This window comes from Agrobacterium sp. GD03872 (assembly GCF_029840625.1).
Classification (GTDB): Bacteria; Pseudomonadota; Alphaproteobacteria; order Rhizobiales; family Rhizobiaceae; genus Agrobacterium; species Agrobacterium fabrum_A.
Window position 1 is genome coordinate 30,750 of record NZ_JAOCCY010000005.1, and the last position, 15,113, is coordinate 45,862.

Annotated in this window: 11 protein-coding genes; 8 read left to right on the plus strand and 3 right to left on the minus strand. The window is 58.5% G+C overall.

Translation table 11 applies throughout. The features are described from left to right. The first annotated feature begins 156 nt into the window (after window positions 1-156). The 4 genes from N5D22_RS14060 to N5D22_RS14075 all read left to right on the plus strand — a co-directional run bounded on the left by N5D22_RS14060 (window position 157) and on the right by N5D22_RS14075 (window position 6,329). Window positions 157-2,874, plus strand: a complete 2,718-nt coding sequence (locus N5D22_RS14060; protein ID WP_279656723.1) for an ABC transporter ATP-binding protein — start codon at window positions 157-159, stop codon at window positions 2,872-2,874. Window positions 2,875-2,917: 43 nt separating this feature from the next. Further along, complete coding sequence (locus tag N5D22_RS14065; protein ID WP_279656722.1) at window positions 2,918-3,373, plus strand: cyclic nucleotide-binding domain-containing protein; 456 nt, start codon at window positions 2,918-2,920, stop codon at window positions 3,371-3,373. Between the two features lie 189 nt (window positions 3,374-3,562). Next, window positions 3,563-4,423 (plus strand): MBL fold metallo-hydrolase, encoded by an 861-nt coding sequence (locus N5D22_RS14070; protein ID WP_279656721.1) that lies wholly within the window; start codon window positions 3,563-3,565, stop codon window positions 4,421-4,423. A 211-nt stretch (window positions 4,424-4,634) separates the two neighbouring features. After that, window positions 4,635-6,329: an adenylate/guanylate cyclase domain-containing protein gene (locus N5D22_RS14075; protein WP_279656720.1), complete on the plus strand. Its 1,695-nt coding sequence runs from the start codon at window positions 4,635-4,637 to the stop codon at window positions 6,327-6,329. Between the two features lie 34 nt (window positions 6,330-6,363). Here N5D22_RS14075 and N5D22_RS14080 read toward each other — a convergent pair whose 3' ends face one another. Continuing rightward, window positions 6,364-6,846 carry a class I SAM-dependent methyltransferase gene (locus N5D22_RS14080; protein WP_279656719.1) on the minus strand — a complete coding sequence of 161 codons (483 nt, stop codon included), beginning with the start codon at window positions 6,844-6,846 and terminating at the stop codon, window positions 6,364-6,366. A 4-nt stretch (window positions 6,847-6,850) separates the two neighbouring features. Further along, on the minus strand, window positions 6,851-8,191 hold the full coding sequence (locus N5D22_RS14085) for a nucleotide sugar dehydrogenase (RefSeq protein WP_279656718.1): 1,341 nt from the start codon (window positions 8,189-8,191) through the stop codon (window positions 6,851-6,853). Between the two features lie 127 nt (window positions 8,192-8,318). Here N5D22_RS14085 and N5D22_RS14090 point away from each other — a divergent pair, with 127 nt between their 5' ends. Together N5D22_RS14090 and N5D22_RS14095 are read left to right on the plus strand one after the other, a co-directional pair. Then, window positions 8,319-9,416 carry a glycosyltransferase family 4 protein gene (locus N5D22_RS14090; RefSeq protein WP_279656717.1) on the plus strand — a complete coding sequence of 366 codons (1,098 nt, stop codon included), beginning with the start codon at window positions 8,319-8,321 and terminating at the stop codon, window positions 9,414-9,416. Beyond that, on the plus strand, window positions 9,413-10,156 hold the full coding sequence (locus tag N5D22_RS14095; protein WP_279656716.1) for a polysaccharide deacetylase family protein: 744 nt from the start codon (window positions 9,413-9,415) through the stop codon (window positions 10,154-10,156). The genes N5D22_RS14090 and N5D22_RS14095 overlap by 4 nt, the downstream gene beginning before the upstream one ends. Here the strand turns inward: N5D22_RS14095 and N5D22_RS14100 are convergent. Next, entirely contained in the window at window positions 10,148-11,110 is a 963-nt protein-coding gene (locus N5D22_RS14100) for a glycosyltransferase (RefSeq protein WP_279656715.1), read from the minus strand. The two genes, N5D22_RS14095 and N5D22_RS14100, sit on opposite strands and share 9 nt — an antisense overlap. A gap of 212 nt (window positions 11,111-11,322) precedes the next feature. Between N5D22_RS14100 and N5D22_RS14105 the strand changes: the two genes are divergently transcribed. Continuing rightward, complete coding sequence (locus tag N5D22_RS14105) at window positions 11,323-13,215, plus strand: ABC transporter ATP-binding protein (RefSeq protein WP_279656714.1); 1,893 nt, start codon at window positions 11,323-11,325, stop codon at window positions 13,213-13,215. Next, the gene (locus N5D22_RS14110) at window positions 13,212-15,113 is read left to right on the plus strand and encodes an ABC transporter substrate-binding protein (protein ID WP_279656713.1); all 1,902 of its coding nucleotides are present in this window, start codon (window positions 13,212-13,214) and stop codon (window positions 15,111-15,113) included. Before N5D22_RS14105 ends, N5D22_RS14110 begins: the two co-directional genes overlap by 4 nt.

The window sequence follows — 15,113 nt, forward strand, 5'->3', positions numbered from 1 at the left end:
GACCGCTATTTTGCTCGAAACCGCTTGAATATACTGATAAATAGCGAGTCCCATACCTATTTGCAGGAGGAGGTTGCGCCACCCGGCCACCGGATCGTCTAGACACCGCGCAAACCAACACGCCGGGCCTCGCCCGACAGGTCATAGAAGTTTTATATGGAACAAAGCCTTACGCGTTATATCTGGTCGCACACGAGGCGGCAGCAGCTTTTCATTCTGCTGATCGTGGCTCTGTCGATGATCCCCTATTTCCTTGCTTTCGATCTGCCCAAGCAGATCGTCAACGGGCCTATTCAGGGGGACGGGTTCGAAGGGGCGAACGCGACGCAGCTTTTCATGCATCTCACGGTCGACATCCCCTATTGGGGCACCGTGACATTGTTCCCCGGGCTCGAGCTCAACCGCATGTCGATGCTGATGGCGCTTAGCCTGACCTTCCTTGCGCTTGTCATCATCAACGGGCTCTTCAAATATTACATCAATACCTACAAGGGCCGCCTCGGCGAGCGGCTTCTGCGGCGTATCCGCTTCGAGCTCATAGACAAGATCCTGCGGTTCCCACCCTCCCATTTCAAGCGGGTCAAGGGCGCTGAAATCTCCAGCATGGTGAAGGACGAGGTGGAGCCGCTCGGCGGCTTCACCGGCGACGCCTTCGTGCAGCCGGCGCTTCTCGGCGGCCAGGCGCTCTCCGCACTCTTCTTCATTCTGGTTCAGAACTTCTGGCTGGGCCTGATCGCGGCTTTCATGGCGGCGATCCAGGTGGGCATCATTCCCAAAATGCGCCGCCGCCTCATCGAACTCGGCCGCCAGCGGCAGCTGAGCGCCCGCCAGCTTGCCGGACGCATCGGCGAAATGGTCGACGGCATCGGCACCATCCACGCCTATGACACGTCCAATTACGAGCGCGCGGATGCCTCGCACCGGCTCGGCGACATCTTTAAGATCCGTTACGATCTCTACCAGTGGAAATTTCTGGTCAAATTTATCAATAACTTCCTCGCACAGCTCACACCCTTCTTCTTTTATGCGCTCGGCGGTTATCTCACCCTGAAGGGCAGCCTCGATGTCGGGCAGCTGGTCGCCGTCATCAATGCCTATAAGGAATTGCCCGGGCCGCTGAAGGAACTGATCGACTGGGATCAGGCGCGTCAGGACGTGCAGGTGAAATACGAGCAGGTCTTCGAGCAGTTCGATGCGCCAAACATGATCGACGAAAAGGTGCAGAAACTGTCTCCCGGCGCCGTCGCGGCGATCAGCGCCCCGATCGTCGTCGCCAATCTGACGCTTGAGGACGACAGCGGCAGCCGGCTTCTGGAGCAGGCATCGCTGAAGATCGAGCCGGGTGAGGTAATCGCCATCGTCGGCGGCTCGGGCGCCGAGGCGCTGGCGGATGCAATGGGCCGCACGCTCTGGCCGACCTCCGGCAAGGTCAGCATCAACGACGTCGACATATTGGAACTGCCGGAATCGCTCACCGGGCGGCGCATTTCCTATGTCTCCTCGGACAGCTATTTCTTCCACGCCAGCCTGAAGGACAATCTGCTTTACGGCCTCAAACATGCGCCGCTTGCGGATAAGGACTACGAGGGTGCAGCGCTGGAACACCGCAAATGGGAGATCCGCGAAGCCAAGATGGCGGGCAATCCGCTGATCGACATCAACAGCGAATGGATCGACTATGCCTCCAGCCCCGCTGGAGACGGCAAGCCGGAAAACCTCATCCAGGCGATTCTTGCCGTCCTCGACAGCGTGGAACTGTCGCAAGACATTCTGGAATTCGCCCTTCGCTCATCGATCGATCCCCTGACGGACCTGCATCTCGCCGCCCGCATCGTGGAACTGCGGCATGTCCTGCGCGCCGAACTGGAAAAGGAAAATCTGAGCGGCCTTATCGCGCCTTTCGAGCTCGATAGCTACAATAGCGAGGCGACGGTCGGCGAAAACCTGCTGTTCGGCACCATGCGGGATCCGTCCCAGACGATCAGGACCGTCATCGAAAGCGACTATTTCCGTTCGCTGATGCGGGAGACCGGCCTCGTGAAAACCCTGTTCGAAATGGGCTACACGATTGCTGAAAACATCGTGGAAATCTTTGCCGACCTGCCGGGAGACCACCCGTTCTTCCAGCAGCTCACCTTCATGACGCCGGATGACATCCCGGTCTATCAGCGGATGCTGCAACGCCTTCAGGGCAAGAGTTTCGACGACGCCAATGAAAGCGAAAAGCGCGCAATGCTGCGGCTCAGCTTCTTCTACATCGAACCTCGCCAGCGTTTCGGTCTGCTGTCGCCGGAGATCATGAACCGGATCGTCGAAGTCCGGCACATGTTCCACGAGAACCTGCCCGACAGCCTGAAAAACGTGATCGAAATCTACGATCCGAGCAAATATATGAGCGCAACCAGCCTGCTGGACAACATCCTCTTCGGCAAGGTCAGCCATCGCTATACGGACGCCTCGCGGCGCATCACCCGCATTGTCGCCGATGTCATGCGCAAACAGGGTGTCTATGAGCGTGTGCTGGCGGTGGGTCTGGACTTCAACCTGGGCGCCGGCGGCAAGCGGCTCGGCCCGCTCCAGCGCCAGAAGCTCAATCTCGCAAGGGCGCTGATCCGCAAATCCGATTATTACGTCTTCAACCGCCCTCTACCCGGCCTCGATCCCCGACAGCAGGAGGAAATTGTCGAGCGGGTCATCACACTCCTGAAACAGAACAACAATAACCCAGCGATCGTATGGGTTCTGTCGAATGCGACCCTCTCTCGCCTGTTCGAGCGTGTGATCGTTGTTCACCAGGGCCTGATCACCGCCGACGGAAGTTACGAGACTCTCGCCGAGGAAAACGGTACATTCAAGGACATGGTCGCAACATAAGTCCAAGAATGCGGCCGAGGTGGAACAAGAACAGGGTAAGTCAATGCTGTTTAAAGACGAAATTCAAATGCTGAAAAGGGTTCCGTTTTTCTCGGAGATGGAACCGTCGAAACTGAAACTGCTCGCATTCGCGTCCGACCGGGTGTCCTACCATGCCGGCGACGTGCTGTTTCGGCAGGGAGATGTCGGCGATGCGGCCTATGTTCTCCTCACCGGAAAGGTGGATGTACTGGTCGACTCCCCTTCGGGCACACTGAAAGTGGCCGAAATGACCGGCAATGCCATCGTCGGCGAAATCGCCATCCTCTGTGATAGCGTCAGAACCGCGACCGTGCGCGCCTCCACCAATGTGGAAGCCCTGCGTATCGGCAAGGAACAGTTCTTCAAGCTCATGTCCGATTTCCCCGACATCACGATCAAGGTCATGCGTGTTCTGGCCGAACGCCTTACCCAGACCACGGCGGAACTGAGCAAAGCGCGCGCAAACGCCAGAACATAAGCGGCAATTCCTTGCTACCATGACGGTCGATATTGGAAAAATAAATGTCGTACTATTGCAATATAAATGAAATGCTGACTGAATAAGGGTAAAGGCATCCGCCAAAAACGGGCGGATATAATAATCTGTAGAGACAACGGGCTTCATGGGAGGAAAGCGTGCAAGATTCCGTTGTTATTGGGGTGTGTCATGGCGTTCGATTCCGACACAGCAAGTCGGGAAAGTAATAGAAATTTTCGGGTAAAGATCTGGGGTGCGCGGGGAACGCTTCCCGTTTCAGGTGAAAACTTCCGAAAATACGGCGGGAATACCATCTGCATCGAGGTAAGATGCGGCGATCACGTTCTTTTGTTCGATGCGGGTTCGGGCTTGCATCCCGCCGGTCTTGCCCTGCGGGCGGAAGGCATTCGCGACGTCAACCTGTTCTTCTCGCATTGCCATTACGACCACATTGTCGGCTTTCCCTATTTCAAGCCCTTTTATAACAGCTCCAACGATGTCGCCATCTGGTCCGGCCACCTCGCCGGCACCATGACGACCCGGGAAATGCTCAAGGACTTCATGAGCCCACCCTGGTTCCCCGTGCCGCTGGAGATCTGTTGCGCCAAGATCGCGACGCGGGACTTCCTGCCGGGCGACGCACTTGATGTGCATCCCGGCCTTTCGATCAGAACCGGAATGCTCAATCATCCCGGCAACGCCATCGGATACCGGCTGGACTGGGAAGGAAAATCCCTTGCCATCATCACCGATACCGAACATGAGCCGGGCAGTGTCGACGAAACCGTCCTCGACCTGATCAGGGACGTCGACCTTTTCCTCTACGATGCCATGTTCACAGATGACGAGATGAGCCTTTATCGCGGCTATGGCCATTCATCCTGGCAACAGGCGATCCGCCTCGCCAAACTGGCCGATGCAAAAAGTGTCGGCTTCATCCACCACGCCCCAAGCCGCAGCGACGAGGAACTGGACAGTATCGAAAAACAGGCGAAAGCCCGGTTTGGCGGTGCATTCGCGGCCATGGACGGTCAGGTCATCGAACTCTGAGGCAAGATGGCGTTCGCCAGGGTCGGACGCCTACCCGACCGCTTTTTGAAGTCCGGATCCGGCATCTTCTGCCAGGCGGGCATTCGAACACGCACAATTGACCGTTCCCGATCAATTGCTCCACGATATTGCCACGAGACGCCCTGCAATAAGGGTGCCACCACATACTACATGATGATTCTGCGTCGAATGGCCACATGATGGGATTTGTATGATCCGTTTCTTTTCGGAGACCAATTTGAGACACGCCCGGATTTTATCCGGCCTCATCATATTTGCTTTCGTATTTTCCCATCTTTTCAATCATTCTCTCGCACTCATCTCCATCGATACCGCCGAGCGGGCGCGAAAATGGTTCAGCCTGATCTGGCTCAATCCCGTCAGCAGCCTGCTTTTTTATGGTTCGGTTCTGGTGCATGTCTGCCTTGTCCTGCGTTCGCTTTATCTGCGCAGAACGCTGCGCATGCCGCTCCGCGAAGCGCTTCAGGTCATCTTCGGCCTGTCCATCCCGTTCCTGATCATCGGCCACGCCGTCAATATCCGCGTGTCGCACATGCTCTACGGCATCGATGTCGGCTACTACTCGGTCATCCGCCGGCTGTGGATCAACAATCCGATACAGGGCGCCTGGCAAAGCCTCGCCTTGATTGTGATCTGGGTCCACGGATGCATCGGCCTTTATTTCTGGCTGCGTTACCGGGACTGGTATCCACGCATAGCCGGGCTGTTTATGACGGTGGCCGTGATGTTGCCGCTGCTGGCGCTGCTTGGTTTCAGCGACGCCGGCCGCTGGCTGGCTGAAATCGACGAAAAATACGCGCTTCCGCCCGGACTTGTCGACAATACGATTCAAAAGGACGAGCTGCCACTACAGCGGGAAATGGAAACACAGATCCGCTTCATCTCCGGCACGGCAGAGACATTGTTCGTCGGCGCGGTAATGCTGGTTTTCGCAATGCGTGGCGTACGCAGCTTTCGACAACGATTGACGGCGATCGAAATCCGCTATGAACATGGCGCGCAGGCGCATGTACCGGCCGGGCTCAGCATTCTGGAAGCCAGCCGTCTTGCGGGAATTCCGCATTATTCCGTCTGCGGCGGCAAGGGTCGCTGTTCAACCTGTCGGGTCAAGGTTCTGAACAGCAAGGGCCCGCTTCCCCCGCCCGGAGATATAGAACAAACCACATTGAGACGCATCCATGCCGATTCTGATGTGCGGCTCGGATGCCAGCTGCGCCCGACCAGCGATCTCAGCATCGCGCTTCTCGTTTCGCCGCCCCAGCAGAGTGACCTGCCGGCGGATGCGCAGCCGGCCCGTCCCGGAAGGGAAGAGGAAATCGCCATCCTCTTCTGCGATCTGCGCAACTTCACCACACTATCCGAGGCGAAACTGCCCTATGATGTCGTCTTCCTGCTGAACCGCTACTTCACCATCGTCGGCCAGGCCGTTGAACAGACGGGCGGCCATCTCGACAAATTCATCGGTGACGGCGCCATGGCCCTTTTCGGACTTGGCGAGGATAATGCCCATGCCTGCCGCAACGCCATGAAGGCAGCCGCAACCATATTGCGGGACATCGCGATCCTCAACGAAGGGTTGGAACAACAATTCGCCGTCCGTCTGGAAGTGGTGGTCGGGATTCATTCCGGTCCGAGCATCGTCGGTGTCATGGGATATGGGGCAGCAAAAACCCTGACAGCCATCGGCGACACCGTAAACGTGGCAAGCAGACTCGAATCCAAGGCCAAGGAATTCGGCGCCGCCATCGTCGTTTCCGAACCGGCCATCATTCAGGCGGGGCAGGATATTGCCGATCTCAGAAGCGAAGAGATCGCCATTCGCGGGCGAAACTCGCAGATGAAAGTGTTCCTGCTCTCGAAACAAGAGAGCGAGCGTTACCTATAAAGAATCCCTGGTGTCTGCTGCCCGGCTGTCCGTTTCAAATCTTGCGGTAAAGAAAATAGCGGTCCGTCGGCACGCTTGCCGGAACCGGCAGCGGCTTCAGCATGGGATGATCCAACGGCAGGCCGCTGACTGCAATACCGCCCTTCGCCAGCATGCCTGCCGCAATATCTGGCAGCCATGTCAGCGTCACGGCGTCCTTTTCCGGATAGCCCGTGCCGATATCCGCATGCACCATCGCCGCTTCCGCGCCGATGAAAGCCGGAGCGGTTTGCGAGATTTCACCGATCACGAGATCCTCTGCCACCGGAACCGAGGAGGCATGGGCACCCATGGCCCTGTCAAAGGCAATGATGCGACGGTGGGGAAACAGTTCCTGAAGGTGGTTGAAAGTACGCCCGTTTCCAAGCCCGATTTCCATCAACGCGCCCTCATCCGGCAGATCGAGATCGGCCTCCACATGGTTGAGGATGTCCCGCTGCGCGGTCAACCGGCGAATGAAGCTGTCCAGTCTGCTCATCCTGTCAGGCCTTGATGATATGTTTTGCGGCTATGTCCCGGCGCGCGAAGACATTCCGTGTGTCGATGATGAGCGGCGCCCATTCGCTTAGAGCGGAATAATCGACATTGTCATGATCGGTCGCGACAAGAACCGCGTCAAATGCGCCGATCGTCCGCCTGTCCCATGACACCGATTTCATGCCCATCAGGTGGCTATATTCCCGGGTTTTAGGGATTCCCGCCACGTGCGGATCATAATAGGCCGCTTCGCCGCCGCGCTCCTGAATAAGCTCGATGAGCTTCAGCGACGGGCTTTCGCGAATGTCGGGCACGTTTTTCTTGTAGGCGAGACCAACGACCAGCACCTTCGAACGGCTGAGCGCCTTGCCGGAATGGATGTCGAGCGCTTCGGCGACCCGCCCGATGACGTGACGCGGCATGCCCGTATTGATTTCCCCGGCAAGCTCGATGAACCGCGTCGGCAATTCATATTCCCGCGATTTCCAGGTGAGATAAAATGGGTCGATCGGTATGCAGTGCCCGCCAAGGCCCGGACCGGGATAAAAGGGCATGAAGCCGAACGGCTTGGTTTTCGCCGCATCGATCACTTCCCATATGTCGATGCCCATGGCCTCATAAACGACCTTGAGTTCGTTGACGAGGGCAATATTGACCGCGCGGAAGACGTTTTCGGTGATTTTCACCGCTTCCGCCGTGGCATTGGTGGAAACGGGAACGATCTTTTTAACCACCGAACCGTAGAAAGCCGCCATCAGTTTTCCAGCGGCGTCACCATCGCCCGCAACCACCTTCGGAATGGTCGAAGTCTCGAAATCGCGATTGCCGGGATCTTCGCGTTCGGGTGAAAAGCCGATGAAGAAATCAGTGCCGGAAACAAGCCCGGTGCTTTCCAGAATGGTCTTCACCACCCCGTCGGTCGTGCCGGGATAGGTGGTCGATTCCAGCACCACGAGCTGCCCCTTGCGCAGATGGGCCGCAATTTCCCGGCAGGTCCTTTCGACATAAGAAAGGTCAGGTTCACGATATTTCGTCAGCGGCGTCGGCACGCAGATGGCAATGACATCACATTCGGCCAGCCTGGAGAAATCTGAGGTGGCGACAAAACCGTCGTCCTGCCTCACACTCGTCAGCACCTCGTCCGAAACGGCCTCGATATAGCTGCGGCCCGCATCGATCGCGGTAATTTTACCGGGATCGATATCGAAACCGACAACCTTGAAACCGCCCCTGGCGATCGTCATGGCAAGCGGCAGGCCGACATAGCCGAGGCCGATTACCCCTGCCTTGGCGCTTCTGTTGTCGATGCTGGAAAGCAGGGTCTTGGAAATGTCTGGAGAAGTCAAAGCGTGTCACGCTCCGCGCATATACAAAAGATGCCATTCAGTTGGGCAAGAATGGCTGACCTGTCAAGGCTCGGCCCTTTCAAATTCCGGTTGACGCCCAAGCCGCCAACAACGCACAACCATCGCCATGAAGATCGCCTTTTATTCGCCGCTCAAATCACCCAACCATCCCGTTCCCTCCGGCGACCGGCTGATGGCCCGTTTGCTGATGAAGGCGATGACGATGAGCGGCCACGAGGTTTTCGTCGCTTCCGAATTGCGCAGCTTCCTGAAGCAACCGGACGACCCGGCCCGGACTTCGCTTGCCGAGCAGGCAACGCGCGAAATTGAAACCATCGCGCAGCGCTGGCGACAGGATGGGCCGCCGGACCTCTGGTTCTGTTATCACCCCTATTACAAGGCGCCGGATTTGCTTGGGCCGGAACTGGCCGGGCGCTTCGATATTCCCTACATCACCGCCGAAGCGTCCTACTCGCCCAAACGCAACGGGATGGGCTGGCAGGTGGTGCAGGACGGGCTACTGGCCGCAGTGAACCAAGCCGCGGTCAATATCTGCTTCACCGCACGGGATCGTGATGGGCTTGTGCGGGCCTCGCCCGCCCTGCGATGGGCGATGTTGCCGCCCTTCATCGACGCCGGAGCCTTTCTCACCAACACACCCCGCCCGGAACCCACGAGACTCATCACCGTCGCCATGATGCGGGCGGGCGACAAACTCGACAGCTATCGCGCGCTTTCCGAAGCGCTCGCCCTGTTGCCGCAGCATCTCGACTGGGTGCTCGATATCATCGGCGACGGACCGGAACGCGGGTCCGTCGAGGCCATGTTCAGCGGCTTTCCCGATCGCCGCCTTGTCTGGCACGGGCAAAAAACCGCAAATGAGATCGCCGCGCTTCTTTCAAAGGCATCTCTCTATGTCTGGCCGGGCCATGGCGAAGCCTATGGTCTCGCCTATCTCGAGGCGCAGGCCGCCGGCCTGCCCGTCGTGGCCGAAAAAGTGGCCGGTGTTCCCGAAGTGGTAAAATCCGGAGCCACAGGATTACTGACACCAGAAAATGATAGAGCCGCCTATGCCGAGGCAATCAAGACCCTGCTCGGTGACGACAGACAGCGCGAAGAACTGGCGCAGGCGGCCCGCCTGTTCGTCGCCAACGAACGATCTCTGGAAAATGCCGCAGCAAAACTGAACCATATCCTGTTGCAAGCAAAGGCACGACGATCATGAGTCTGGAAAAACTCGTTGCGGCGCTGGATGAATGCGACCGGCGCGGCCTAAAGGCCGACCTCTGGCTCCGGGACGATGATGCGGTGGAGCCGACACCGGCACTCGACACGCTGCTCGACCTTTGCGGCAGCTTTTCCGCGCCGGTCACGCTCGCGGTCATTCCCGAGACGACGACGGAGAAGCTCGCGCAGCATCTGGATTCGTCCGACATCGCGCAGGTCGCCGTCCATGGCTGGTCCCACGTGAATTATGCCGGGACAAAGGAAAAGAAGCAGGAACTCGGATCGCATCGTGAGCCGGACATCGTGCTCGATGAGTTGCAGTCCGGACTGGACAAGCTCCATGACCTGCATGGCGGGCGCCTGGTGCCGATGCTGGTGCCGCCGTGGAACCGCATAGACGCCGGTATCGTCGCGGGATTGGCCGGCCTCGGTTATCGTGCCCTGTCCGTGTTCGGCCCGGAGAAAAACACCGTGCCGCCCTGCCTGAATACCCACGTCGATGTGATCGATTGGCACGGCAGCCGTGGCGGCCGCGAAGAGGACATTCTTTTCGCCGAAACCGCCGCCCGCATCCTGAAGGCCGCTGAAAATGGCGGCACAACCGGCATCCTCACCCACCATCTCGTGCATGATGACAATGTCTGGTGCTTCCTCAGGCGACTTTTTGAGGCAACGGCAGGGCATGCCGCCGCACGCTGGCGTTCCTCGAAAGACCTCGTCGACGAAATCTCACCATGATTTCCAGGCGATCAGCAGCCCACTCGCCTGAGAGGCAAGGTCCCGTCTGATCGCCTGCACATCCTCCAAAGGCGTACGATCGGGCAGAGATGCCGCAACAAACGCCGCCGGCGCAAGGCTGATGCTTCCCGCACGGGCGACGACGGTAAAGATCAAGGGGCCGGTCGACCACCAGGCCGGCGCACGCGGCATTTCTTCGATAATTCCAGGAAAAGCGTCGAGCATCCTGCGGAACACCGGATGCCCGGCAGGCGCGGCGATGAAGGAATTGGCAAGCAGCATGCTGCCGTGACCGGTATCACGCGGCGTTTTTTCGTCAAACGCCGTCAATCCCGCCAATGGCAGGAATGCATCAAAACTCACATCGTCGCGGGCCGGATACCAGTCGCAGTCGAGATAAATGCCGCCAAACCGCTCCAGCAGGATATAGCGGGCGACATCCACCGCGCCCGGATAATCGCCCTTCTCCAGCATGGTCCTGAAGACATCGTTTGAAAAAACACCTTCCCGCTCAAGATCGGCCTCCCGCCACAGGCGATAGCCGTAACCATGTTCTGCGGCATGGCGCGCCCAGGCCTCCACCGATACCGGCGGGGCCTTGTCCCCGATCCACACCTGATGAATGAGCCTCGGGATATCCTCCCGGCTTTTGAGGCTGATTACGTGACGTTCTTCCGGGGAAAACTGTGCATATTTTGCCAGGACCTGCGGCGGTGGAACCAGCGTATATTGATAACCGATCCTGGCGACCATATCGCCCTCGGCCTTAGCGAGCCGCAGCCGCGCGGCGTGCAGCCGGCGCGGCAAGCCAAGCACCGTTCTCTCGCCCATCAGATGCCCGTCTTTTGCCGCAACCAGCGATAAGAGAAGCGCATTGGCTTCCGCATATTGGCCGTTATTTTGCAACTGCCGGGCTTTATCGAGTTCAGCGTCATAATATTTCTTGTCGGACATGGATCCTCATCCAGAAACGCTCGTTAACATATCGCCAAACAAAAGGCCTCAGGCAAGCCATCGCGTTTCGGAAGCCGGCTTTGAATTCGCTAAACAATTCGATGTTTCAGAGGCATAGACAGACAACAAACCCTGCGATAACGTGCTTTTTAAGCCCTCCTGAGCAAATTGTCACAAGGCAACGATAAAGAGACGGCAAGGAACCCTTTGGCATGAGTGCAGGCGCAGATTTGCTCCGTATTGAAAATCTGCGGGTCTCGTTTTCTCTCATGGGCGGCACCATCGATGCCGTCAGGGGCGCAAGCCTCCGCATCCTTCCGGGAAAAGTCACCGCTCTGGTCGGCGAGTCCGGCTCCGGAAAATCGGTGATCGGCCAGACCATCATGGGCATCCATCCCAAGACAGCGCGTGTGAACGGCCGCGTGCTGTTCACCGATCCGGAAAACGCCGCAGCCGGCCCCGTCGACCTGCTGCAATTGCCGAAGGATGGCCGGGAAATCCGCGCCATTCGCGGCAACCGCATCGGGCTGATTTTTCAGGAGCCCATGACCTCGTTTTCGCCGCTGCACACCATCGGCAACCAGATCGACGAGGCGCTCAGGATTCACAGCGTCCTGTCACCGGCGGAGCGCGCGGAAAAAATGCATGAAACGCTCGACCTCGTGGGGTTTTCCAAACCCAAGAAGGTCGTGAACATGTATCCCTTCGAATTGTCGGGCGGCATGCGCCAGCGCGCCATGATCGCCATGGCGCTGATCTGTCGGCCAGCGCTTCTGATCGCCGATGAGCCGACGACGGCGCTCGATGTGACGATACAGGCGCAAATCCTCAAGCTGCTGCGCGATCTCCAGAGCCGGCTGAACATGAGCATGCTGCTCATTACCCACGATCTCGGCGTGGTGGCCAACATCGCCGACGAGGTCGCCGTGATCTATCAGGGCGAGATCATGGAAGCCGGCACGGTCGACGACATTTTCAAGGCTCCGGGCCATCCCTATCTCAAGGGTCTTATGGCCGCCGTGCCGCATTTCGACATGAAGCCCGGCGAAAGGCTGAAGGCGCTGCGCGAAATCAACATCGACCACGAAAGCCTTGTCGGCAAGAAGACCGCCGCGGTGAACAAGACCCCCGGCCCGCTTTTGACCGTGGACAATATCAGCAAGACTTTCACGACCCGGAAGTCCAGCTGGTTCCGCAAGGGCGACTCCAACGCCACCAAGGCGGTCAACAACGTCAGTTTTGAAATCCGCCGCGGAGAATGCCTCGGTCTGGTGGGTGAAAGCGGCAGCGGCAAGACCACTGTCAGCAAAATCCTCATGCGCGCCGTTCGCCCGGATGAAGGCTCGGTGAGCTTTCACCGGCCAGAGGGCGATATCGATGTCCTCAATGCCAGGGATGGAGATCTCAAGGAACTGCGGTCGAAGATACAGATGGTCTTCCAGGACCCGATATCGTCACTGTCCCCACGCATGACCGTCGGTAACATCCTGAGCGAGCCGCTGGAAATCCACGGGCGGGGCGATGCGAAATACCGTGCGGAGAAAGTGCGCAATCTCGTCAGGGCCATCGGTCTCGGAGAAAGCGCGCTGAACCGTTACCCACATAGTTTCTCGGGCGGACAAAGGCAGCGTATCGGTATCGCCAGGGCATTGGCGCTCGGTCCTGAACTTCTCATCTGCGACGAACCCGTTTCCGCCCTCGACGTTTCCGTGCAGGCGCAGATCCTCAACCTGCTGAAGGATCTGCAGCAGGATCTCGGGCTGACTTATCTCTTCATCTCGCACAATCTTGCAGTGGTGGATTATATGGCCGACCGCGTGGCCGTGATGTGCGAGGGCCGTATCGTGGAGCTGGCGCCGCGCGAAATCCTGATGCGCTCTCCGGTTCACCCCTATACAAAATCCCTGCTCGCCGCCGTGCCTTTCCCCGATCTCGACCGCCCGCTCGATTTCCGCACCATCGGCAAGATCAGCGCGACGGGCAAGTTCGACTGGGGCAAACAGTTCCGCGACGAGGGTGACGGCGACATGATTTCCGCCGATCTCGGCGAAGGCCATTTCGTTCTTGCGAATGGCAATGCCGATATCCGGGAGCTTCGCCCTTGATCACGCGCCGCACCACTCTTGCCCTCTTGGCCTCCGTCTTCCTGCCGGCCTATGCGCGGGCCGCCTATACCGATCCGGCCTATTTCAAGGAAAAACGGGAAAAGGGCGAATTGCCGGACGTGGCAGACCGCCTGCCGAAAAATCCACGCGTCATCGATATGAAAGCGCTTGGCCGCGAGCCGGGAAAACATGGCGGCTCGGTGCGCATGCTCATTGGCGGCCAGCGCGATATCAGGCTCATGCCGATCAGCAGCTATGCCCGCCTTGTCGGTTATGACGAGAAATTCGAACTGCATCCCGATATTCTCGAAAGCTACGACGTACAGGAAGAGCGCATCTTCACCTTCAGGCTGCGCGAGAGCCACAAATGGTCTGACGGCAGCGATTTCACGTCAGAGGATTTCCGCTATTTCTGGGAGGACGTCGCCCTCAACAAGGAAATCCACAAGGGCGGTCCGCCAATCGAACTTCTGGTCAACAGCAAACCGCCACTGATCGAAGTCATCGACCGGCTGACGGTACGTTACACCTGGGACGGCCCCAACCCGGACTTTCTGGCGAAGCTCGCCGCTGCCTCACCGGCGCGGCTGTTCCTTCCCGCCGCCTATATGAAGCAGTTTCACGTCAAATATCAGACGGCGGAAAAGCTCGCCAAACTCATCAAGAAAAACAAGGCGGATGACTGGAGTGGCCTGCACATCAAGATGTCGCGGCAGGTGCGGCCGGAAAACCCCGATCTGCCGACGCTGGATGCATGGCGCAACACCACCGCACCGCCGGCGGAACAATTCGTCTTCGAACGTAACCCCTATTATCACCGTGTCGATGAAAACGGCCTGCAACTGCCCTATCTCGACCGGTTTCTGCTGAACGTCACCTCGTCCGACATCATCTCGGCCAAGACGGCCTCGGGCGACAGCGACCTGCAATATTTCGGCCTCGATTTCGCCGATTACACCTTTCTGAAGGATGCGGAAAAGCGCTTTCCCCTGAAGGTGAACCTCTATAAGCGCTCCCAGGGTTCGCGCATTGCGCTTCTGCCCAATCTGAATTGCGCCGATCCGGTCTGGCGCAGCGCTTTTCAGGATGTGCGCGTGCGCCGGGCGCTGTCGCTCGCGATAAACCGGCACGAAATCAACATGGTCTGTTTTTATGGGCTGGCTAAGGAGAGCGCCGATACGGTTCTGCCGGAAAGCCCGCTCTACCGGCAGGAATTCGCAGACGCATGGAGCGCCTTCGACCGTGCGACGGCCAACAGGCTGCTTGACGAAGCGGGTCTCGACAAGCGCGACAATGCCGGCCTCCGTCTCCTGCCGGATGGGCGTCCGGCCTATGTCATCGTCGAGACGACGGGCGAAAGCACGCTTGAAACCGACGTCATGGAGCTGGTGACGGACCATTGGCGGCATATCGGCATCGCGGTGTCCGTACGTCCCACCCAGCGCGATGTCTTCCGCAAGCGCGCCATGGGCGGCGAGGTGCTGATGTCGGTCTGGATGGGCATGGACAATGGTGTGCCGACACCTGACATGCTGCCTTCCGGCCTTGCGCCCACCGGTGACGATCAGCTGCAATGGCCGGTCTGGGGCGTGCATTATCTCTCCGGCGGCCGCGAGGGCAAGGAGCCCGATCTGCCGGAAGCGGCGCATCTGCTCGATCTCCTGAAAAAATGGCGCAAAAGCATCACAGAACAGGAGCGGGAGGCCATCTGGCTGGAAATGCTGGGTATTTACACGCAGCAGGTCTTTTCCATCGGCATCGTCAACGGCGCGCTTCAGCCCGTCGTCCATGTCAAACGCATGCGAAACGTGCCGGACAAGGCGCTTTTCGGTTACGAACCCACATCCTATCTCGGCGTCTATATGCCGGATAGCTTCTGGTATGACGGAGACGCCTGA